Here is a 21,953-nt window from a genome sequence, read left to right as displayed (position 1 = left end):
GGGGACGTGAAAGGAGAGCAGTAAGGATGTTTGGATCACTTAAGAAGTTATTCGGGGGAGAAGAAAAGGAAGAGAAGATAATCGCAGCGCCGGTCAATGGAACAGCCATTCCCATGAGCCAGGTAAGCGACCCCACTTTCAGCCAGGAGATCCTGGGAAAGGGAACAGCAGTCATACCGTCGGACGGCAGGGTAGTTGCGCCGGCAGACGGACTGGTGACCATGGTATTTGACACAAAGCATGCCATCAGCATGCAGACAGACAACGGCGCGGAGCTGATTATCCACATCGGACTTGACACGGTACAGCTTAAGGGGCAGTACTTTGATGCTCATGTGGCAGCAGGGGATAAGGTAAAGCAGGGCGACCTCCTTTTAGACTTTGACATAGATAAGATTAAGGAAGCTGGTTATGATGTGACTACGCCGGTTATTATCTGCAACACGCCTCAGTTTCCAAAGATGGAATGTGTGAACGGAATGGAAGTAAGGGCCGGAGAAACAGCCATCATCAAACTGTAAGGAATAAAGGCGGGGACGAGTTGACAGAGCGGAGCTTTATCTTAAAAGACGAAATGGGGCTTCACGCAAGGCCGGCCGCCATGCTTATGGTCAGGATGCTCCATGTAAGCTCCACCGTGGAAATCATCTGCGGGGACCGCAGGGCGGACGGGAAGGATGTCATGAGCATCATGGCCATGAACACCACGGCAGGAGATGAGGTCATCTTCCGCATCGACGGACCCGATGAGGAAGCTGCCATGAAAGAAGTGGAAGCTGTCCTGGAAACCGGTGCCTGACACATTGGCGGGGGACTGGCGGGCAGGCGCGGAAACTGTCCAAAAAAATGTAACAGTGATTTAAGCCTGGAAACAGGTTTGAATAGAGTATTTATCAAAATGTAATTCAGAGTACTCCTACGGGAAAAGTATAGAAGGAGGCTCTAAAAAAGAAAGGGGATTTATGTTATGATGAAGTATTTGCAGAAACTAGGTAAGGCCATCATGCTTCCTGTTGCCGTTCTGCCGGTTGCAGCTATTATGATGGGTATTGGCTATGCTATGTGTCCTGCCACCATGCAGGGCGGTGACGTAACCGGTATCATCCAGATTATTGGTTTTGCGCTGGTGAAGATTGGCAGTGCCGTAATCGACAAGCTGCCCATGCTGTTTGCAGTAGGTGTGGCAATCGGTTTATCAAAGGACCAGCACGGTGCGGCAGGTCTTGCAGGCTTGGTTGCATTTCTGACTGTCACCACAGTACTTAACAGCGGAGTTGTTGCCACAATGATGGGCGCAGAAGAAGCTCCTCTGGCCTTCTCCAAGATTGACAACGCGTTTATCGGTATCATTTCCGGTATTACAGCGTCCGTTTGTTACAACAAGTTCAGCAGCGCGCAGCTGCCGACCGCACTTGCTTTCTTCTCAGGAAAGCGCTGTGTGCCCATCGTTACATCCTTCGTAATGGTTGCAGAGTCCGCCATCCTGTACTTTGTATGGCCGATGCTGTTCAACGCCCTTGTATGGGTTGGCGAGCATATCATGGGACTTGGTCCTGTAGGCGCAGGTCTCTATGCATTTGCAAACCGTCTCCTGATTCCGACCGGACTGCATCACGCACTGAACGCAGTATTCTGGTTTGACATTGCAGGAATTGCTGATATCAACAAATTCTGGGGCTTCGCAGAAGGCGGAATCAAGGGAGTTACCGGTATGTACCAGGCAGGATTCTTCCCGGTAATGATGTTCGGCCTTCCGGCAGCTGCATTTGCAATGTACCAGACAGCAAAGCCAGAGAAGAAGCAGTATGCGGCAGGTATCCTGATTGCAGGAGCAGTAGCATCCTTCGTATCAGGCGTTACCGAGCCTCTGGAATTCTCCTTCATGTTCCTGGCTCCCGGACTGTACCTTGTACACGCCGTTCTGACCGGTATTTCCGTAGCAGTAGCAGCCGCATTCCACTGGACCGCAGGCTTCTGCTTCAGCGCAGGCGTAACGGACTTCATCTTCAGCTGCAGGCTTCCAATGGCCAACCAGCCATTTATGCTGTTAGTACAGGGTGTTGTATTCGCAGTTATCTACTACGTAGTATTCCGCGCCGTCATCACCAAATTCGACCTTCCAACACCAGGACGTGAGAAAGAAGATTTAGACGCAGAAATGACAGCCGTATTAGCAAACGACGATTTCACCAAGGTAGCAGCCATTATATTAGAAGGATTAGGCGGCAAAGGAAATGTAGTAACATTAGACAACTGCATTACAAGGCTGAGATTAGAGATAAAAGACTACACATTAGTAGACGAGAAAAAGATAAAATCCGCAGGCGTAGCCGGAGTCATGAGGCCCAGCAAGACATCTGTACAGGTAATAGTAGGAACCAAAGTACAGTTTGTAGCAGACGAAATGCAAAAAATGCTATAGCAATGAGCCGGGCAAAAAGCCGGACAAAAAACCAGGGGGGAAGAATGCATTATCTCTTCCCCCCTGGTTTTTTATCCGGCTTTTTATGGGGCGAACGCCCCACAGCCCTGGGAACGCCGAGGCGTTTCCAGGGCTGCCGCCCGGCGGATCCGCTCCCTCCCATACCTAATTCCGCCCCCAAGCGTCCCTGGCCCCCGGCCAGGCAGCCCACCCCATTCCACCCCACCCCTCATCCACCCCCATAAAATAATTATCACCCCACCCAACCCCCGTCCCCTCTTGTCCCCCCACCCAAAATATGCTATCCTATAACTCAGAGCACTATCACCTACCCACCCCACCCACCCCATTCCCCACCCCCAAATCCCAACTATCCAAAGAAACGGAGGGCGCCCCCCAAATGAAGCAGATTATCCGCAAGCGGCTATGCATCGTAATCCTGACAGCCATGCTGACCACCCTCCTCATCAACTATTGCATAGAAATCCACAATGCCCAAAACGAAATGTATACCAGCGCCCGGGAAATGTTCTGGCAGGTAGGCCAGATACTGGACCAAAACGAAAAAGAGGCAGAAAAAGAAAGAGAAAACCTGAAAGAGCAATGTTTCATCCGGGCCAAAGCAATCGCCTACATCCTGCAGGACCGTCCCCAGGTCACGGGAGACCAGCAGGAGATGGAAAAGATAGCCCGCCTGCTGCAGGTAGACGAGTTCCACTTATTTGACACAAAAGGCAATCTATACGCCGGATCCGAGCCCAAATACTTTGGCCTTAACTTTAACTCCGGCCAGCAAATGCAGTTTTTCCTGCCAATGTTAGAGAACTATGATCTTCAGATGTGCCAGGACATAACCCCCAACACAGCAGAGGGAAAGCTGATGCAGTATGCGGCGGTCTGGCGTGAAGACAGAAAGGGTATCATACAGGTAGGTTTAGAGCCGACAACGGTTTTGGATTCCATGAAGCTGACCGAGCTGTCCTACATATTCTCCCTGGTCACATCAGAAAAGGACTCCACCGTATACGCCATAGATCCTGAGAGCGAAACCATACTGGGATCCACAGATGAAACACTGGTGGGAAAACAAATCCAGGAGATAGGACTTCACCCGGACCAGCTGTCCGTCACCAACCGGGCAGTCAGGGCAGTGTTAAACCAGAAGGACAGCTACTGCGTTTTTGGAAAGAGCAATTCCGTTATACTGGGCATGTCCGCTACCAGCGCTTCACTGTACCGGGAAGTGAACAGAAGCACCCTTATGGTGGCAGTATATCTCATAGGACTGTCCCTGCTGATGATCACGTTCATTTCCAAAGACATAGACCGCTATATTCTGGAAGGAATATCCTCCATACACAATAACCTGGTAAAAATAACCAAGGGAAATCTGGACACCAGGGTAGAGGTGGACAGCACGCCGGAATTCAGGGAACTGAGCTTCCAAATCAACAAAATGGTAGAGAGTCTTTTGGATACCACCAACAAGATATCAAAAATTCTGGAGATGGTCAGGGTTCCCATAGGCGTATATGAATATAACCGGGATATGAAGCGCGTCATGGCGACCAGCCGTCTGGCAGGCATCCTCAGGCTTAAGGACCAGGAAGCAGAGGAGCTTTTGGCAGACCATTGCTTATTCGAGCAAAAGATGGATGACCTGAGAAGCCGTCCGGTGGAGCGGGAAGAGAGAATTTACCAGTTGGAGGGCTCTGATTTGCGCTATATCCGACTGGAATCCTTTGAGCGGGAGAACAGTGTTCTCGGCATGATTGCAGATGTGACAGATGATGTTATGGAGAAGAAGCAAATTGAGCGTGAGCGGGACATTGACCTGTTGACAGGCATGTACAACAGAAGGGCATTTTACCGCCATATGGAACAGCTGCTCAGGGAGCCGGAGCAGTTAGACCATGGCATGATGCTCATGGCTGACGCGGATAACCTGAAACAGGTCAATGACAAGTACGGCCATGAAAATGGGGACCGTTACCTGACAGCCATTGCGGGCCTGCTCAAAGGCTGCGGCTGGAGCAACTGTATTGCAGCCCGCCTCAGCGGGGACGAGTTTGCGCTGTTCCTATATAAATGCAGTTCACGAAACCAATTGATGGAATATGAGGCCGGGCTTAGAAAAACCATGGAAACATGTACGGCAGAGCTGGATAACGGAGAACGCATACAAGTGCGTTTTTCGGACGGATACGCCTTTTATCCTGAGGACGGCACCGATACAGCCTGCCTGCTAAAACATGCAGACGAATCCATGTATGAGGCAAAGCGGGCCTATAAGGCAGCGTCGGTCGGGAAAAAAGATGAGAGCAGAGGCAGTAAGGAGGGCAATGTTTCATGAAATGGATTAAAAAGCAGCGTATCATAACCATATGCCTAAAAGGCGTGCTGGCCATGGTTATCCTGTCAGCAATGCTGGGTCTGGCGGCATGCCGCGCAGATACAGGGAGCCATATAAGTAATACCGGGGCAGGCGCGGAAAATCATGGGATGCAGGATAATGCCAGCGCACCGGAGAGCTTGGGCAGCCAGGAAGGTAAGGCGGAGCCGGACAGCTTTGGAAGCCAGGAAGGTAACGGGGAGCCGGACAGTTCCTCTGTCCCGGATCATGACGCAGACCAACCCTGGGCAGATGAACCAAGGCGGGTTCTGACGCAAGAGGAGCTGCGCGGTTTTGAGGAATATCTGAACCGGATCGACAACTACGGATTTCTTATGTCAGACTACAAAAGCCCGGAATATATAAACCTGAATGAAGTGTTTTATTCCGGAGCCGGCCTGGAACAGTCCCCGTTAACAGAGGAAGAAAGGGAAATGTACCTGAAAACCGTTGGACAGCCGGAGCTTTACACAGACCTGGTGAGGCTGGGTACGGAGCAGATGAACGGGTTTCTTACAGAGAAAACCGGACTGACGCTGGAACAGATGAAAACAGGGATTGGGTGGATTTACCTGGCTCCCTATGACCGGTATTATGCGGAACACGGCGATACCAACATAAGAAGTTTCTTCTGCCCCAGCGGCGAGGTGGATGGCGGGATATACAGGATACGGTGTCTTTCCGACGGATACAGCCAGTTTAATCTGGAAAGCATAGTAACCCTGAAGCAGGTGTCCAAAGGATATCAGTTTTTATCCAATGAAATCATATGGGATTATCATGGCTCCTATAAGGAGGATGCAAAAGCCCCTACGGCAGAAGCACTGCATTACGTTATATCGGCTTACAAAATGGAGGCTGAGGAAGGAGGCACAGGCATATACCCTGCGGGGGCAGTGCCTGATGACTATGGTTCACCTGTATTTGATTCCGATGCCAGATATTATTCCATGGAGGAAATGGAGCAGATTAGCTGGAGGCCGGAACTGACAGCGGTATTCCGCAACGAGATTTATGCCCGCCATGGATATATTTTTAAGAGTGATTTCTGGAATGATTTTTTCAGCACATTTACCTGGTATTCAGGGGAATACCCCGCAGATTCCTTTGACACAGGCGTGTTCAATGAATATGAGAAGGCTAATCTGAAGCTGGCGGTTGAAATGGAAAAATAAGACGACAGCAGAGCTGCTGCTGATTATTTGGGAGGAAAGACATATGCCCGGGACTGATGTCCGGCGGGCATTTGTCTTTCCTCCCTCTTGACATATCCCGAAAATTTTGTTATTATACATTTAGATGTTTTGATAAACATCTAAATGTATAAATGGGAAGAAGCCGGATTTGCAGCCGCCCATACAGCCGCTCCCCACCCCACGATAAAAATACATAAAATCAGGCAAAGCGAAAGGAGGAATTTTGTCCATGTCCTTCGGTGACACATTCAAAGCCCTGTCCGACCCCACCCGCCGCGAGATACTTAACCTGTTAAAGCAGGGAAGCATGACCGCGGGACAGATTGTGGAACATTTTGACACAACAGGAGCAACTATTTCCCATCACCTGAATATACTCAGGCAGGCGGGACTTATAGAGGACCGGAAATCGGGCAAATATATTTATTACGAGCTTAATACCACTGTATTTCAGGAAGTTCTTTCCTGGATGCATTCATTAATGGAGGAAGACAAACATGAAAAAAAATAACAGGAAGATCTCCAAGTGGGATATAATGTACTGGCTTACGGCCCTTGTGCCTTTTATCATTTCCGTCTGTTTTTATAACCGCCTGCCGGATCTGGTTCCCACCCACTGGGGGACGGACAATGTGGCAGATGGTTATTCCAGCCGCAATATGGCCGCTTTCGGCATACCGGCCTTTATGTTTCTCATGGCAGTGATGGTAAATGTGATTTACCGGATTGACCCCAAACGTGAAAACATCAGCCGCTCCAGGGAACTGAAGCAGATTACCCGCTGGTTTGTGGTCCTGCTGGCGGTGATGGTCCAGTTTGTGATTGTTCTGTCCGGCATCGGTGTGGATATCAACGTGGGAAGCATGGTAAGCATTCCCATTGCACTGATGTTCGTGGCGGCAGGCAATTACCTGCCCAAATGCAGACAGAACTACACCATGGGAATCAAGCTTCCGTGGACCCTGGCAGATGAGGATAACTGGAACAGGACTCACCGCATGGCCGGCTATGTATGGACGGCAGGGGGAATACTGATGCTGATTATGGGATTTTTTCATCTGGCATCCCTGTTCTTCCTGGTTTTCATGGCAATGGTCCTGATTCCAAGTGTGTATTCCTATCTGATTTACCGGAAAAAGCTGAAAGGAATATAAACGGTTCCATCATCACGGCACGATGAAGCCGTACAGAAGGCCCTGCTTTAACGCAAGGTCTTTTTCTGTTTGTGCCGATGATATTGTGGCGCCGCGGTAAAACATGTACGAAGAATCCCGGGAAAAGATTACCCGAAAAAATTTGGTGCCCTTGCCCCCACATACAGGATTGAATAAATGCAGGGTTTGAAGTATAATAAACGGGATAATGATTTAGAAGGAGGACATCATGGCAGTATCAAATGTATACTACACCAACATGAGGACTACACTTACGGAAAATCTCCTGCAGAAGCTGGAGAGGCTGGTAAAAAAAGCCGGCATGATGGATATTGACTTTAACAACAAATACACTGCAATCAAGATTCACTTTGGCGAGCCCGGAAACCTGGCTTACCTGCGTGCCAACTACTCCAAGGTCCTGGTGGATTTAATCCGGTCCCAAAGCGGCAAAGTTTTCCTAACCGACTGCAATACCCTTTATGTGGGAAGAAGGAAGAATGCATTGGACCACCTGGACGCTGCTTATGAGAATGGCTATAATCCCTTTACCACAGGATGTCATATGATTATTGCCGACGGCCTTAAGGGAACGGATGAAGCCCTGGTTCCCATTGACGGAGAGTACGTGAAGGAGGCAAAGATTGGCCGGGCCATTATGGACGCGGACATCGTTATTTCCCTGACCCACTTTAAGGGGCATGAGGCAACCGGTTTTGGAGGCACACTTAAGAACCTGGGCATGGGAAGCGGCTCCAGAGCCGGCAAGATGGAGATGCACAACGCCGGTAAGCCTTTTGTACATACGGATAAATGTATCGGATGCGGCGCCTGTCAGAGAAACTGCGCCCACAGCGCCATCACGGTCCTTGAACGCAAAGCCTCCATTGATACAAGCAAGTGTGTTGGATGCGGCCGCTGTATCGGAGCCTGTCCCGTGGATGCGGTGGACTCCATGTGCGACGAGGCCAATGATATACTGAACCGGAAGATTGCCGAGTACACCCTGGCAGTGCTGAAGGGACGTCCGAATTTCCATGTGAGTCTTGTGGTGGACGTATCCCCCAACTGTGACTGTCATTCGGAGAATGACGCCCCCATTGTGCCTAACGTGGGTATGTTTGCTTCATTTGACCCGGTGGCCCTGGACATGGCCTGTGTGGACGCGGTAAACAGCCAGCCCGTGCTTGCCGGAAGTTTTCTGGCGGAGCAGGATCATCACAGCCATGACCATTTCATCAATACGCACCCGGATACCAACTGGGAGACCTGTATTGACCATGCTGTGAAGCTGGGACTTGGCAATAAGGAATATAATCTCATCACCATTTAGAACCTGACCATAAGGAGGACACAGGAAACATGAGCAAACAATCATTAGACACAATCTGCATACAGGGAGGCTGGGAGCCAAAGAACGGCGAGCCCAGACAGCTTCCCATATACCAGAGCACTACCTTTAAATATACCACCAGTGAGCAGATGGGACGGCTTTTTGACCTGGAGGAAAACGGCTATTTTTATACCAGGCTGGCCAACCCAACCAATGACGCAGTGGCATCAAAGATCTGCCAGCTGGAGGGCGGGGTGGGGGCCATGCTCACTTCTTCGGGACAGGCAGCTACCTTTTATGCTATATTGAATATCTGCCAGGCGGGAGACCATGTAATCAGCTCCTCCACCATATACGGCGGTTCCACCAACCTGTTTACCGTTACCTTCCCCAAGATGGGAGTGGAGTGCACTCTGGTGAATCCGGATGCGGATGAGGCGGAACTGGCAAAGGCGTTCAGGCCTAACACCAAAGTGGTATTTGCAGAGAGCATTGCCAATCCTGCCCTGACAGTACTTGATTTTGAGAAGTTTGCCCGTCTGGCGCACAGCCATGGTGTACCTCTGATTGTGGACAATACCTTTGCAACCCCTATTAACTGCCGTCCCTTTGAGTGGGGCGCAGACATTGTGACGCACAGCACCACAAAATATATGGACGGCCATGCGGCCACAGTAGGCGGATGCATTGTGGACAGCGGAAATTTTGACTGGGAGGCCCATCATGACAAATTTAAGGGCCTGACAGAGCCGGATGAGTCATATCACGGCATTGTGTATACCCAGAAATTTGGCAGGCTGGCTTATATCCAGAAGGCCACAGCCCAGCTTATGAGGGATTTGGGTTCCATCCAGTCCCCTCAGAATGCATTCCTGATTAATATTGGCCTGGAGACCCTTCATTTAAGGGTGCCGAGACACTGTGAGAGTGCCTTTAAGGTGGCCTCCTACCTTCAGTCCAGGGAAGATGTGGCCTGGGTAAAATATCCGGGACTTCCAGGGGATAAGTACTATGAGCTGGCTCAGAAATACATGCCAAAGGGTACCTGCGGCGTTATCTCCTTTGGTTTAAAGGGTGGGCGTCAGGCAGCTTCCGTGTTCATGGATAAGCTGAAGCTGTGCTCCATCGAAACCCATGTGGCTGATTCCAGGACAGCTGTTCTTCATCCGGCCAGCCATACCCACCGTCAGCTTACGGACGAACAGCTGGTGGAGGCAGGCGTGGACCCGTCCATGATTCGTTTCAGCGTGGGACTGGAGTCCGCCGCCGACGTGATTGAGGATATCCGCCAGGCGTTAGAAGATTAAGAAATTGACAAAAGGAGCCGCCCGCTTACGGTACACATAAATGTGAGGGGGATCGGCTCCTTTTATAGTTACAAATGCATCTTTCATATTGTATTCTGCAAACAGCATATGGACTGTCTCTGTTTTGTGATCTCTTAAAAAATTTGTCAGGATGCGTCCTGCCTGCAAAAGTACCCGGAAAATAGTAAAATAAAATGCTTGACAAAGATAACTGTATCATGTATAGTTACAGTAAGAACTGTAACAAATGATATTACATATAGATAAGGAGAATCGCTATGGCGGAGAATATGATGGAGAACAGGACAAAATATGACGCAGTTATCATTGGGTTTGGTAAAGGCGGAAAGACAATGGCGGGAGCCCTTGGGGCGGCCGGCAAAAAAGTGGCCCTTATTGAAAAGTCTGACAGGATGTACGGCGGCACCTGTATTAATGTGGGATGTATTCCTACCAAATCGCTGGTGTATAGGGCAGGGCTGGCAGCTGCCAAGGGAGGTTCCTTTGAGGAGAAGGCTGCCGCCTATAAAGCCGCTATGGAACAGAAGGAAGACCTGACAGCCAGGCTTCGTGGAAAGAACTACCAGAAGCTGGACAGCAATCCCAATATTACAGTGATTGACGGAACCGCCAGTTTCCAGTCGCCTCATGTGGTGGAGGTGGAGAAGGACGGAAGGACCTTCCAGGTGGAAGGAGAGCAGATATTCATTAACACAGGCTCATCCGCCTTCATCCCGCCCATTGAGGGATTAAAAGGGAATCCTTATGTTTATACCAGTGAAGGCCTGCTGAACCTGACCGAACTTCCTTCCAGGCTGGTTATTATCGGCGGCGGTTACATTGGAGTAGAATTTTCTTCCATCTATGCAAGTTTTGGCTCAAAAGTGACCATACTTCAGGATGGAGATATATTCCTTCCCAGGGAAGATGAGGAGATCGCGGGAGCTGTCAGGGAGTCCCTGGAGTCCAGGGGCATCCGTGTCATGACCGGGGTCAAGGTCAAGGCTCTGGAGCAGGCCGGGGGCAAAGCTCTGGTGGCAGTGGATAACGGAAAGGAAGTTCAAAAGCTGGAAGCCGAGGCTGTTCTGGTAGCCACCGGACGCAGGCCCAACACAGCAGGACTTAATCTGGAAGCAGCCGGTGTGGAGATTGGGCCCAGAGGCGGGATTGTCACAGACGATTCCCTCACCACTACGGCGCCCCATATCTATGCTATGGGCGATGTGAGGGGCGGTCTGCAGTTTACATACATTTCCCTGGATGACTTTAGAATCGTAAAGTCAAAGGTCTTGGGGGATGGAAGCTATACATTGAAGGAGAGAGGGGCAGTGCCTTACAGCGTTTTCCTGATACCGCCTTTCTCCAGAGTGGGCTTAAGTGAAAAAGAGGCAGTGGAAAAGGGGTATAAGGTGAAGGTGGCCAGGCTGGCGGCAGCGGCCATTCCAAAGGCTCAGGTACTGGAACAGCCGGCCGGGCTGTTAAAGGCAGTCATTGATGAGGAGACAGGACTTATCCTGGGAGCCCACCTGTTCTGTCAGGAATCCTATGAGATGATTAATATGATTAAGCTGGCCATGGATGCAAAGGTACCGTATCAGGTGCTGAGGGATACAATCTACACCCATCCCACTATGAGCGAGGCTTTCAATGATTTGTTTGCGGTATGATAACAAGGCATGACAGAAAAGGCATTATAGAAAAAGCATTATAGAAAAAGATACCATGCTGCACATATAAACCACAGGAAAAACATCACACAGAAAACATAAAAAGGAGACACACCTATGGGATTTTCATTAGATATCAGTGTACCGGCTCTGACGGTATTCATACAGGGACTGGTCAGCTTTTTCTCCCCCTGCGTCCTGCCCCTCATACCCTTATACATCGGGTATCTTTCCGGCGGAACCGGCAAGCGCGGTGAGGACGGCCGCATGCACTATGAGCGGAGCAAGGTAATGCTTCACACCCTCTGTTTCGTCATCGGCGTCAGCTTTGCCTTCTTCCTCCTGGGACTGGGGTTCTCCACATTGGGAACCTTCTTTAAGAGCAACCAGCTTCTCTTTGCCAGGGTGGGAGGAATTCTGGTGGTGCTCTTTGGATTTTATCAGCTGGGATTTTTTGGAAAGAGCGGAGCCATGGGAAAGGAGCACAGGCTGCCTTTTAAGCTGGATATGCTGGCCATGTCGCCGATAACAGCCTTAATCATGGGATTTACCTTCAGCTTTGCGTGGACGCCCTGCGTGGGACCGGCTCTGGCCAGCGTCCTGCTGATGGCAGCCTCTGCCAGCACAAAGGCCTTGGCCTTTGGCCTGATTGGGGTCTATACCCTGGGATTCGTGCTGCCGTTCCTGGCAGTGGGACTTTTCACCACCAGCCTGCTGGAATTCTTTAAAACCCATGGCAATGTGGTAAAATACACGGTAAAGGTGGGAGGCATTCTGATGATATTCATGGGCCTTCTGATGTTTACCGGAAGGATGAACGCAGTGACAGGATATCTGTCCAGTTTCCAGACCCAGTCATCCGTCCAGGGCAGCAAAGAGCCGGGAGAGGGTGGAGATAAAACTCCGGCCATGACGGCAGGTACTGAGCCAGAGTCCGCTGACAGCGAATCCGGGGCAGAGACAGAAGCCACGGAAGCTGAAACCGGAAAAACAGATACGGCAGATGCGGCAAATCCGGCAGAAGCCGGGAACACGTCCGCTGCATCGGATGCAGATAAGGCCAATGCACCGGAGGAAACAGCCGGGGACGGGGAAGAAGGGGCAGACCAGGCCGAAGCAGGAGCACAGGAGGTGCTTCCGGCCATTGACTTTACCCTTAAGGACCAGTACGGCAATACACATTCCCTGTCAGATTACAAGGGAAAGACCATATTCTTGAACTTCTGGGCCACCTGGTGTCCGCCCTGCCGGGCAGAGATGCCGGATATACAGAAAATATATGAGACCTATGATACGGAGGGGGATGACGCCCTTATCGTACTGGGAGTGGCAGGACCGGGATATGGAAATGAAAAGTCAGAAGAAGGAATCAAGGAATTCCTGGATGAGAACGGATACACATATCCGGTGCTTATGGATACAACGGGCGAGCTGTTCAGCGCATACGGCATTTATTCCTACCCGACCACATTCATGATTGACAGGGACGGGAATGTATTCGGTTATGCCAGCGGTCAGCTGAACGAGGATATGATGAAGAACATTATAGAACAGACAATGGAAGGAAAACGGAGATAGTAAGATGAACAGAAGCAGAGCCAGAGCGATAAGAAGAAAATACCAAAGAAGGACAAGGGTAACGGTCCAAAAGGCATGGATCCTGTCAGCTCTGGCCGCTGCTGTCATCGTCTACGGGGCAGCGGCCGTAATCAGGGAAAAAGGGCGGGAGGCCAAAGGCACCCAGGTGAGTATAGAGACACCGGACAGCACGCAGATGCCAGAGGCTTTGGAGACGGAATTCCTGAAAGATGTGCGGGTTGGAACCTTAAATCTGTCCGGACTTACCATGGAACAGGCCGTATCCAGGGTCAGGGAAACGTACCGCTGGGATATGAGGATCAGAAACGGGGAAGAGAGTGTTTCCCTGGAAGATTTGGCAGGCCCTCAGCTGGAGGAGATACTTGAAACCATAGAACACGGGGATAAGGATAAGCCACAGAGCTATGAACTGGACTATGGACGGATGGAACAGGCATTTGCGCAGCAGGCAGCAGAGCTGGCCCAGGAATGGGACAGAGGGGCAGTGGATTCCCAGATGGAATCCTTTGACAAGGAGACAAAGACCTACCGCTATACAGAGGAACGGTATGGGCGCAGCCTGAAGCAGGAGCAGCTGGTGGAGGAGCTGATGGAGGCAGTCAGAAAGGGAGAATTTACGACGGAGACAGAGGCGCCCTTTGATTCCATCGCGCCCAAACGGACCGCTGCCCAGGCCAGGGACCAGTACAAAGTGATTGGGACTTTTTCCACCACCACCACGGATAATAAGAACAGAAACCAGAATATCCGGCTGGCGGCAGACGCCATAGACGGCGTAGTGTTAAAGCCGGGAGAGGAATTTTCCTTTAACCTGGCCACAGGCAACCGCACCAGCGAAAAGGGATACCAGCCCGCAGGCGCCTACAGGAACGGAGTCCTCATAGAGGAACCGGGCGGCGGTGTGTGCCAGGTTTCCACCACGCTGTACCATGCCATTATCAACTCAGGATACAAGACAACGGAGCGGAATTTCCACAGTTTTGCGCCCGGTTATATTGATAAGGGCCAGGACGCCATGGTGAGCTTTGACGGCTATGCGGGCCCGGACCTTAAATTTGTCAACACCCAGAACACTTCCATCGGCCTCAGGGCTTCCTTTGACGGAAAACAGCTGAAGCTTTCTATTGTAGGCCTTCCCCTGCTGGAAGAGAATGAACGTATTTCCATGCGCTCGGAAAAGATCAGGGAGCTGGAACCGCCGGCGCCTGTTTACGAGGAAAACCCTGAGCTGGCTTATGGGGAAGAAAAGATAGTGGAGCAGGCCCAGCCGGGCTCGGTCTGGAAGTCCTACCGCATCCGTACAAAAAATGGACAGGTGGAGGAAGAGACCTTCCTTTACACCAGTACCTATAAAGCAAAACCCGCTAAGATACAGCGCAATTCAGCCGCCCTGCCGCCATCACAGGAGCTTCCCCAGCCGGACGGGGGAGAAAACCTCCAGGAAGGGCAGACAGAAGAAGCTGCCGCAGAAGGGGAGGTCATAATGCCCTTTGGCTCATGAGCCGGCTTGGAGGCTGGCTTATGAATTGGTTTATGAAATAAAAAATAAGTGCATTTTTCTGAAAAGAATGGTATGATTTAATGAAAGACAGCAGCAGGCTGTTGCAGATAGGAAAGGGGAATTGGAAAAGTGACAAGTGAATTTACCATTGCGGTGCATGCGCTGGTTTTTTTGAATCACAAGGGAACTGTGTTTTCCAGCGAAGGTCTTGCCGCAAATGTCTGTACCAATGCTGCCAGGATACGTAAGGTCATGGCAAAGCTTAAAAAGGCGGATCTTGTGAAAACAAAGGAAGGTGTGGACGGCGGTTATCTGTTCCACCGTGACAGCAGGGACGTGAACCTGTCCATGGTGGCTGAGGCTCTGGATACCCCCTTTGTGGCTGCCTCCTGGAAAAGCGGCAATCCGCATATGGCCTGCCTCATTTCGTCAGGCATGGCGGGAATCATGGATGAGCTCTATGGTGAGCTGAACCAGTGCTGCCAGGCATATTTAGAGAAAGTCACCATTGCGGATTTGGACAGCAGAATCTTCACGGGCGCCCCGAAGGCTGTAACAGCCATATAAAGACAGAGAATAAACCCTGGTGAATCAGGTCGGCGGATGCCGGTTTTTCACCAGGGATTTTTGGGCTGTATAAACCCGTATGATAAGCTGTACGATAAAGTACATCATTTGTTACATGAGAGGAGACAAGGGACAGGATGAAGAAATTGAGGGGATTATTCCGGATTATATTTGGAAGGACGGCCTTTGTGGTGCTGTTTATGGCCATACAGGTGGGAATCCTGTTTGGCGCCTTCCGGTGGCTGGAAGAGTACATGCACATTGTATACGCCATATCCATCCTTTTGAGCGCGGCAGTCATCATTTATATTTTCAATGAACCTATTAATTCCAGCTTTAAGATGGCCTGGATTGTACCGGTTCTGGTGATTCCGGTGTTCGGAGTCCTGCTGTATATATTTGTGCAGATGCAGTTCCAGACAAAGCTTATGGCCCGGCGCCTGAAAAAAAACATAGGCGACACGGCTGCTTACCTGAAGCAGGACCGGGAAGTACAGGAGCGAATCAGGGAAGCCAGCAGGAGAAGCAGCCATCTGATTGATTATATGAAGGATCACGCGGGGTATCCTGCCTACGGCAACACCCATGTGGAATATTTTCCGCTGGGGGAGGACAAGTTTGAGGCTCTCATGAGGGAGCTTAAGGCGGCCCGGCATTTTATTTTCATGGAATATTTTATTGTAGAGCGGGGATACATGTGGGACAGTATCCTGAAGGTGCTGGAGGAGAAGGTAAAGGAGGGCGTGGAGGTCAGGGTCATGTATGACGGCATGTGCTGCCTTATGCTTCTTCCGTATCATTATCCCAGGGTGCTGGAGAAAAAGGGAATCCGCTGCAAAATGTTTTCGCCTATAAAGCCAACCCTGTCCACCTATCAGAATAACAGGGATCACAGGAAGATTGTGGTTATAGACGGCCATACGGCCTTTACCGGCGGTGTAAATCTGGCGGACGAGTACATCAACCGCAAGGTGCGCTTTGGCCACTGGAAGGATACGGCTATCATGCTGAAGGGAGACGCGGTACAGAGCTTTACCATGATGTTCCTGCAGATGTGGAATGTGACGGAGAGACAGCCGGAGGATTACGGGAAGTACGCGGTCCCAAAAGACTATGAACATCCCCAGTCCTCAGATCATTCCGGCTTCGTCCTGCCCTATGGGGACAGCCCTATGGACAGGGAGCAGGTGGGAGAGCGTGTTTATCTGGATATACTGAACCAGGCCAGGAGCTACGTCCATATTATGACGCCCTATCTGATTCTGGACGACGAGATGGTCAATGCCCTGAGCTATGCCGCCAAACGCGGGATTGACGTAAAGCTTATTATGCCGCATATTCCGGATAAAAAGTATGCCTACATGCTGGCCAGAACCTTTTATCCGGAGCTCACAAGAGCCGGCGTGAAAATTTACGAATACACGCCGGGCTTTGTCCACGCCAAGGTTTTTGTCAGCGACGACGAAAAGGCTGTGGTGGGCACCATTAACCTGGATTTCCGCAGCCTTTACCTGCATTTTGAATGCGCGGCCTATATTTACCGCAATCCGGTGGTCTTTGACGTGGAGCGTGATTTTGAGGAGACCCTTAAGAAATGCAGTCTTATCACGATGGAGGACTGTAAAAATTACAGCTGGATGGGAAAGAAGCTGGGACGTCTCATGCGCCTCGTTGCCCCTTTGATGTAATAGAGGAGAAAGAAAAACCGAAAAAAATGCCTGTGGAAAAACGGAATTCATCCGTGTATTCACAGGCTGTTTTTGCGTTTTTTTGCGCGCTTATCACAAAATGAACACATTACTGTGATAGAGTATAAAAAATAAAAGATAATACCGATTGATTTGAGAGGAGCAAAAGCAATGAAAAGACCACTTGCAGCCTGCCGTTATGTGTGCGGTTCCCTGGCAGCCATTACTGCAGTGACCTCGGCTCTGCCTGTGACTGCCGCAGCCAATACATCGTCTGCAAACTTTGACATGAGGAGACAGGTGGTGAACCTGACCGGAATCCTGAATGTGACGGATTACACAGGACAGGTGACCAGAGGGGATTTTGCCAGAATGCTGGTGAATGCCTCCAGCTACCGGGAAAACCTGCCTTCTTCCAGCGTGTCCGTGTTCGCGGATGTGCCGGGTACCCATCCGGATGCTGTTTATATCCGTATCGCGGCTTCCCAGGGATGGATGACCGGTTTCCTGGGAGGGCTCTTTAAGCCTGAGGAGTATATTACATATAAGGACGCTGTGAAGGCAGCGCTGACCATGCTGGGGTATTCGGACGAGGACTTTACCGGGGACCTGGCGTCCTCGCGCATTTCCAAGTTCAACTATCTGGAGCTGAACGAGGAGATGAACCGCCAGCCGGAGGAAGTGCTGAACCAGACAGACTGCATGAACCTGTTTTACAACCTGTTAAAGACAAAGAAAAAGGACAGCAGCGAAATATACGGGGCTGTTCTGGACTGCGAGCTTAACTCAGACGGGGAAATCAATCCCATCACCATCCTGGACGACGAGCGCAAAGGCCCCATACTGGTGCGCAAGGGCTTCAGCGTAATCCAGTCCGTGCCCTTTGGATCGGAAAATGCCAATGTATTTTTAAACGGAACAGCCAGCACACTGGAGGCAGTGAAGGCATCCCAGCAGGATGCGGGCTTTGCCGTTGTCTACTATAATGTGAAGTCCAAAACCATCTGGGCCTACACCACCAGGGGATGGGACGATGATGATCTGGAGGGAAACAACGCCTATGTGCTGTTAAAGGGCGAGGTCAAGAACATTTATTATAAATCCACAGACGTGATGACGCCCACCTCCATCCGTCTGGAGATTGATGACGACAATTCGGACGGGGACTTTGGGGAGGATGGAATTGACGAGGACGTATATCTCACCATCAATCTGAATTCTTCGGAGCTTCAGTACCTTTTTTCCATCTACGGCGGCATAGAGGTAGGGGATGAGGTGGTAATGGTATGCAATAAGAGCGGCAGCAGCTATACGGCAGTTGACGCCATAGAATATTAAGGGTGAGGTGCGGTATGGAAGAAAAGAAGAAAGGCGTCCAGCGCTTTTTTAAGCTCTCCGCGGGCAGACATAAGAGGGAAGCAGCACCCGGCACCCCGGCACAGGCAGTAAAAGGCAGAAAGGGAAGAAAAAAATGGGTAAAGCCCCTGGTAATCCTGCTGATAATAGGAGCAGCCGCAGCCGCGGCCATGACCTTTAGGGGCATGAAGGCAAAGGCAGCCACTGCCCAGGCACAGTCCCACAATACGGCATCGGCGGAGCGCAGGGACATTTCCTCAGAACTGTCTTCCTCAGGAACCCTTAAGGCCAAGGACACCTACAGCATCACTTCCATGGTGGAGGGCGAGGTGTTATCTGCCGGCTTTGAGGAGGGGGACCAGGTGGAAAAGGACCAGGTGCTCTATGAAATTGATAAGTCCAGCATGGAGTCCCAGCTGACCAGCTCGGTGAATTCCCTGAGCAGATCCCAGTCCTCCTATGAAGACGCCCTGGAAGATTATAATGACGCCCTGGGCGATTACAGCGGAAACACCTACAAAGCCACCGACACAGGATATATCAAGGAACTGTATATCAGCGCGGGGGACAAGGTGAGCGGAAACACCAAGCTGGCCGATGTTTACAGCGACGATGTGATGGAAATAAGAATTCCTTTTTTGTCCGGGGAGGCAGCCATGATAGGAGCCGGGATGCCGGCAGCCGTTACCCTGACGGATACAGGAGAGCAGGTGGCAGGAACAGTCAAGGCAGTGGCTAACCAGGAAACCGTCCTCACAGGCGGACGGCTGGTACGTGTGGTTACCATACAGGTGCAAAATCCCGGCGGCCTGACCACATCCTTAAGAGCCACGGCCCAGATCGGGGAATTCATAGGCAGTGAGGACGGAGCATTCGAGGCATCGGTGGACACCACCATGAATGCGGACCTGTCCACCAGTGTGGAGGTGGAGTCCCTGCTGGTAAATGTAGGGGACTACGTTACAAAAGGAACCCCTGTTTTTAAGATGACAGACAAGTCGGCGGATAAGCTGATTCAGAGCTACAAGGACGCCCTGGACAAGGCGGAGGAAAGCGTGGAATCAGCCCAGAACAAGCTGGACAGCACCCAGGACAGCTATGATAATTACACCATAAAGGCGCCAATCTCCGGCCAGGTCATCACCAAGAATTTCAAGGTGGGAGACAATATCACCAAAAACAGCTCCAGCACCACGGTGCTGGCCACCATCTACGATTTGTCCAGCCTGACATTTGAGATGTCCATAGACGAGCTGGATATCAAGAAAGTAAAGGTAGGCCAGAAGGTAGAGGTTTCAGCAGACGCCTTTGAGGGACAGACATTCTCAGGCACAGTGACCAACGTCAGCCTGGAGAGCACATATTCCAACGGTGTCAGCACCTACCCGGTGACTGTTACCCTGGATGATATGGGGGATTTGCTGCCCGGCATGAATGTGGACGGAGTTATTACTCTTGAGGAGGCCAATGATGTGCTGGCCATCCCCGTGGATGCCCTGATGAGGGGAAACCAGGTCTATGTGAAGGATGACACAGTGACGGAGCAGCAGGGGCCGGTGCCTGCCGGTTTCCGGTCTGTGAAGGTGGAAACAGGACTGGCAAGCGACACATACGTGGAAATCACAAGCGGCCTGTCAGAAGGAGACGTGGTCTATGTGGCTGAATCCAGCAAAAACAGCAGCAGCTTTATGATGATGATGGACGGAGGCATGGGCGGCCCTCCGGGCGGAGGCGGAAACATGGGCGGACAAAACCGGGGCGGCTCCGGAGGCCGCCAGAACCGTTAAAGTATGCCCGGAAGGAACCGGAAGTAAGACAGAGAGGAACCAGGAACACATGGACAATACCAGTCAGAGGGAAACACTTATTGAGCTGAGACATATCCATAAGATATACTATCTGGGAGGGGAAGAGGTGCGGGCCAACGACGACATCAGCCTGAAGATAGACAGGGGAGAGTTTGTGGCCATCGTAGGCAAGTCGGGAAGCGGAAAATCCACCCTCATGAACATTATTGGGGCCCTGGATGTGCCCACGGACGGCGAATATCTCCTGGGAGGCGAGGATGTGGGCATCATGGATGACAAACAGCTGGCCCGCATCCGCAATAAGATGATTGGCTTCATTTTCCAGCAGTATAACCTGCTGCCCAAGCTTAACATACTGGAAAATGTGGAGCTGCCTCTCCTGTACGCCGGTGTGGGAAATGCAGAGCGCCGGGAGCGGGCCATGGCTTCCCTGGAAAAGGTGGGCCTGTCGGAAAAATGGAAGAACATGCCGAACCAGCTTTCCGGCGGACAGCAGCAGAGGGTATCCATTGCCAGGGCCCTGGCCGGAAGCCCCTCACTGATACTGGCGGACGAACCTACAGGAGCCCTGGATTCCAAGACCAGCCGCGATGTGCTGGGATTTCTCAAACAGCTCAACGACGAGGGAAACACCATCGTGATGATTACCCATGACAACGCCATTGCCATGGAAGCCAGGCGCGTGGTCCGGATAAAGGATGGGCAGATTAATTTTGACGGAGATGTAAAAGACTATGCTGCAATCATTTAAGCTGGCCCTTAAAAGCATTTGGGGCAACAAGATGCGTTCATTCCTGACCATGCTGGGAATTATTATCGGAGTGGCCGCGGTCATCATACTGGTAAGTCTGGTCAACGGTTACATGGGCAGCGTGGTGGAGAGCTTCGCCAGCATGGGTGTGAACCAGATCAATGTAAATGTGACCAATCTGGCTTCCCGTTCCCTGGATGTGGACCAGATGTATGCATTTTATGAGGAACATACAGACCTGTTCGGGGAACTGAGCCCCAATGTGACATTGTCCTCCACCATCAAATATGGGGATGACTCCATGACATCCACGTCAGTGGCAGGGCGCAGTGAACAATATCTGGAAATCAAGTCCTATGAACTGGAAACAGGCAGGAACATAGCGTATTCGGATATTGTCTCACGCCAGAAGGTGTGCGTGATAGGCGCTTACGTGGCCAATGAGCTTTACGGAAGCTCCCAGAACGCCGTAGGGCGGACCCTTAAGATAGACGGCTACGCTTTTAAAATTATAGGTGTAGCGGAGGCCCAGGACGCGGATAACATGGAGGACGGGGGAACCGATGACTTTGTATGGATTCCATACAGCGTAGCCGTGAAGATGTCCAGAAACGCCAATATCACCAACTATACCTTTACGGCACTGGATACCAGCAAGGCGGACGAGTGCACCGCAGTCATCAAGAATTTCCTGTACGAAACCTTTAAGGATGAGGATTTATACCGCGTGACGGCCATGAGCGAGATGCTGGATTCCCTGAACGAGCAGATTGCCATGATGAGCGGTATGCTGGGAGGAATAGCGGGAATCTCCCTGCTGGTGGCCGGTGTGGGCGTTATGAACATCATGCTGGTATCCGTTACAGAGAGAACAAGGGAAATCGGAATCCGCAAATCCCTGGGAGCGGATAAGGGAACCATCATGCGGCAGTTTGTCATTGAGGCCGCTGTGACCAGCTCCCTGGGCGGCATCATCGGAATCCTGGTGGGCTGCGTCGCCACCACTGTGGTGGGAGCAGCGGTGGGCGTGTCCGCCACCCCCACCCTGTCGGCTGTTGTCATATCCTTCAGCGTATCCGTTGGAATCGGACTGCTGTTCGGATACATGCCTGCCAGCCGGGCGGCTAACCTAAATCCCATAGACGCCCTGAGAAGTGAGTAATCCGTGCCGGCGGCTGCTTTTTGTATTATATTGGAAACATGACGGAAAAC

At 51.2% G+C, this 21,953-nt stretch carries 19 protein-coding genes; 18 read left to right on the top strand and 1 reads right to left on the bottom strand.

Annotation, left to right across the window (positions count from 1 at the left end; all coding sequences use genetic code 11):
- Nucleotides 1-26: 26 nt before the first annotated feature.
- The 3 genes from CGC65_RS16965 to nagE all read left to right on the top strand — a co-directional run bounded on the left by CGC65_RS16965 (nucleotide 27) and on the right by nagE (nucleotide 2,422).
- On the top strand, nucleotides 27-521 hold the full coding sequence (locus CGC65_RS16965; RefSeq protein ID WP_002564571.1) for a PTS sugar transporter subunit IIA: 495 nt from the start codon (nucleotides 27-29) through the stop codon (nucleotides 519-521).
- 20 nt (nucleotides 522-541) lie between these two features.
- Entirely contained in the window at nucleotides 542-799 is a 258-nt protein-coding gene (locus CGC65_RS16960) for an HPr family phosphocarrier protein (RefSeq protein WP_002564570.1), read from the top strand.
- 168 nt (nucleotides 800-967) lie between these two features.
- Nucleotides 968-2,422 (top strand): N-acetylglucosamine-specific PTS transporter subunit IIBC, encoded by a 1,455-nt coding sequence (gene nagE, locus CGC65_RS16955; RefSeq protein WP_002564569.1) that lies wholly within the window; start codon nucleotides 968-970, stop codon nucleotides 2,420-2,422.
- 49 nt (nucleotides 2,423-2,471) lie between these two features.
- Here the strand turns inward: nagE and CGC65_RS31015 are convergent, their stop codons facing one another.
- Nucleotides 2,472-2,648, bottom strand: a complete 177-nt coding sequence (locus CGC65_RS31015) for a hypothetical protein (protein ID WP_154656944.1) — start codon at nucleotides 2,646-2,648, stop codon at nucleotides 2,472-2,474.
- 174 nt (nucleotides 2,649-2,822) lie between these two features.
- Here CGC65_RS31015 and CGC65_RS16945 point away from each other — a divergent pair, with 174 nt between their 5' ends.
- From CGC65_RS16945 to CGC65_RS16875, 15 genes are all read left to right on the top strand, one after another.
- Nucleotides 2,823-4,775 (top strand): sensor domain-containing diguanylate cyclase, encoded by a 1,953-nt coding sequence (locus CGC65_RS16945; protein WP_002564568.1) that lies wholly within the window; start codon nucleotides 2,823-2,825, stop codon nucleotides 4,773-4,775.
- Nucleotides 4,772-5,989: a YARHG domain-containing protein gene (locus CGC65_RS16940; RefSeq protein WP_002564567.1), complete on the top strand. Its 1,218-nt coding sequence runs from the start codon at nucleotides 4,772-4,774 to the stop codon at nucleotides 5,987-5,989. Before CGC65_RS16945 ends, CGC65_RS16940 begins: the two co-directional genes overlap by 4 nt.
- Nucleotides 5,990-6,239: 250 nt before the next feature.
- The gene (locus CGC65_RS16935; RefSeq protein WP_002564566.1) at nucleotides 6,240-6,521 is read left to right on the top strand and encodes an autorepressor SdpR family transcription factor; all 282 of its coding nucleotides are present in this window, start codon (nucleotides 6,240-6,242) and stop codon (nucleotides 6,519-6,521) included.
- Nucleotides 6,508-7,164, top strand: a complete 657-nt coding sequence (locus tag CGC65_RS16930) for an SdpI family protein (RefSeq protein WP_002564565.1) — start codon at nucleotides 6,508-6,510, stop codon at nucleotides 7,162-7,164. Before CGC65_RS16935 ends, CGC65_RS16930 begins: the two co-directional genes overlap by 14 nt.
- 229 nt (nucleotides 7,165-7,393) lie before the next feature.
- Nucleotides 7,394-8,497 (top strand): DUF362 domain-containing protein, encoded by a 1,104-nt coding sequence (locus CGC65_RS16925; protein ID WP_002564564.1) that lies wholly within the window; start codon nucleotides 7,394-7,396, stop codon nucleotides 8,495-8,497.
- A gap of 29 nt (nucleotides 8,498-8,526) precedes the next feature.
- Nucleotides 8,527-9,804, top strand: coding sequence for an O-acetylhomoserine aminocarboxypropyltransferase/cysteine synthase family protein (locus CGC65_RS16920; protein WP_002564563.1), 1,278 nt, complete (start codon nucleotides 8,527-8,529; stop codon nucleotides 9,802-9,804).
- Between the two features lie 278 nt (nucleotides 9,805-10,082).
- A complete protein-coding gene (locus CGC65_RS16915; RefSeq protein ID WP_002564562.1) occupies nucleotides 10,083-11,471 on the top strand; it encodes an FAD-dependent oxidoreductase in 1,389 nt (462 codons plus the stop codon).
- Nucleotides 11,472-11,588: 117 nt separating this feature from the next.
- Nucleotides 11,589-13,049, top strand: coding sequence for a redoxin family protein (locus CGC65_RS16910; RefSeq protein ID WP_002564561.1), 1,461 nt, complete (start codon nucleotides 11,589-11,591; stop codon nucleotides 13,047-13,049).
- Nucleotides 13,050-13,053: 4 nt separating this feature from the next.
- On the top strand, nucleotides 13,054-14,571 hold the full coding sequence (locus CGC65_RS16905; protein ID WP_002564560.1) for a VanW family protein: 1,518 nt from the start codon (nucleotides 13,054-13,056) through the stop codon (nucleotides 14,569-14,571).
- A 129-nt stretch (nucleotides 14,572-14,700) separates the two neighbouring features.
- Nucleotides 14,701-15,138 carry an RrF2 family transcriptional regulator gene (locus CGC65_RS16900; protein WP_002564559.1) on the top strand — a complete coding sequence of 146 codons (438 nt, stop codon included), beginning with the start codon at nucleotides 14,701-14,703 and terminating at the stop codon, nucleotides 15,136-15,138.
- Between the two features lie 137 nt (nucleotides 15,139-15,275).
- Complete coding sequence (gene cls / locus CGC65_RS16895; RefSeq protein WP_002564558.1) at nucleotides 15,276-16,826, top strand: cardiolipin synthase; 1,551 nt, start codon at nucleotides 15,276-15,278, stop codon at nucleotides 16,824-16,826.
- 171 nt (nucleotides 16,827-16,997) lie between these two features.
- Complete coding sequence (locus CGC65_RS16890) at nucleotides 16,998-18,164, top strand: S-layer homology domain-containing protein (protein ID WP_007037542.1); 1,167 nt, start codon at nucleotides 16,998-17,000, stop codon at nucleotides 18,162-18,164.
- Nucleotides 18,165-18,178: 14 nt separating this feature from the next.
- Nucleotides 18,179-19,969 (top strand): efflux RND transporter periplasmic adaptor subunit, encoded by a 1,791-nt coding sequence (locus tag CGC65_RS16885; protein WP_002564556.1) that lies wholly within the window; start codon nucleotides 18,179-18,181, stop codon nucleotides 19,967-19,969.
- 49 nt (nucleotides 19,970-20,018) lie between these two features.
- Nucleotides 20,019-20,741, top strand: coding sequence for an ABC transporter ATP-binding protein (locus CGC65_RS16880; RefSeq protein WP_002564555.1), 723 nt, complete (start codon nucleotides 20,019-20,021; stop codon nucleotides 20,739-20,741).
- Nucleotides 20,725-21,903, top strand: coding sequence for an ABC transporter permease (locus tag CGC65_RS16875; RefSeq protein WP_002564554.1), 1,179 nt, complete (start codon nucleotides 20,725-20,727; stop codon nucleotides 21,901-21,903). Before CGC65_RS16880 ends, CGC65_RS16875 begins: the two co-directional genes overlap by 17 nt.
- Nucleotides 21,904-21,953 lie beyond the last annotated feature (50 nt).

The sequence above is a fragment of the Enterocloster bolteae genome (assembly GCF_002234575.2).
Classification (GTDB): Bacteria; Bacillota; Clostridia; order Lachnospirales; family Lachnospiraceae; genus Enterocloster; species Enterocloster bolteae.
The sequence above is the reverse complement of the archived record's forward strand: the minus strand, read 5'-3'. Positions and strand labels throughout refer to the sequence as shown.

Coding starts and splice junctions, on each gene's coding strand:
- CGC65_RS16945 (WP_002564568.1), top strand. CDS start 2,823: ATGAAGCAGATTATCCGCAAGCGGCTATGCATCGTAATCCTGACAGCC.
- CGC65_RS16880 (WP_002564555.1), top strand. CDS start 20,019: ATGGACAATACCAGTCAGAGGGAAACACTTATTGAGCTGAGACATATC.
- CGC65_RS16935 (WP_002564566.1), top strand. CDS start 6,240: ATGTCCTTCGGTGACACATTCAAAGCCCTGTCCGACCCCACCCGCCGC.
- CGC65_RS16925 (WP_002564564.1), top strand. CDS start 7,394: ATGGCAGTATCAAATGTATACTACACCAACATGAGGACTACACTTACG.
- nagE (WP_002564569.1), top strand. CDS start 968: ATGATGAAGTATTTGCAGAAACTAGGTAAGGCCATCATGCTTCCTGTT.
- CGC65_RS16885 (WP_002564556.1), top strand. CDS start 18,179: ATGGAAGAAAAGAAGAAAGGCGTCCAGCGCTTTTTTAAGCTCTCCGCG.
- CGC65_RS16910 (WP_002564561.1), top strand. CDS start 11,589: ATGGGATTTTCATTAGATATCAGTGTACCGGCTCTGACGGTATTCATA.
- CGC65_RS16915 (WP_002564562.1), top strand. CDS start 10,083: ATGGCGGAGAATATGATGGAGAACAGGACAAAATATGACGCAGTTATC.
- CGC65_RS16890 (WP_007037542.1), top strand. CDS start 16,998: ATGAAAAGACCACTTGCAGCCTGCCGTTATGTGTGCGGTTCCCTGGCA.
- CGC65_RS16905 (WP_002564560.1), top strand. CDS start 13,054: ATGAACAGAAGCAGAGCCAGAGCGATAAGAAGAAAATACCAAAGAAGG.
- CGC65_RS16920 (WP_002564563.1), top strand. CDS start 8,527: ATGAGCAAACAATCATTAGACACAATCTGCATACAGGGAGGCTGGGAG.
- CGC65_RS16940 (WP_002564567.1), top strand. CDS start 4,772: ATGAAATGGATTAAAAAGCAGCGTATCATAACCATATGCCTAAAAGGC.
- CGC65_RS16875 (WP_002564554.1), top strand. CDS start 20,725: ATGCTGCAATCATTTAAGCTGGCCCTTAAAAGCATTTGGGGCAACAAG.
- CGC65_RS16965 (WP_002564571.1), top strand. CDS start 27: ATGTTTGGATCACTTAAGAAGTTATTCGGGGGAGAAGAAAAGGAAGAG.
- cls (WP_002564558.1), top strand. CDS start 15,276: ATGAAGAAATTGAGGGGATTATTCCGGATTATATTTGGAAGGACGGCC.
- CGC65_RS16930 (WP_002564565.1), top strand. CDS start 6,508: ATGAAAAAAAATAACAGGAAGATCTCCAAGTGGGATATAATGTACTGG.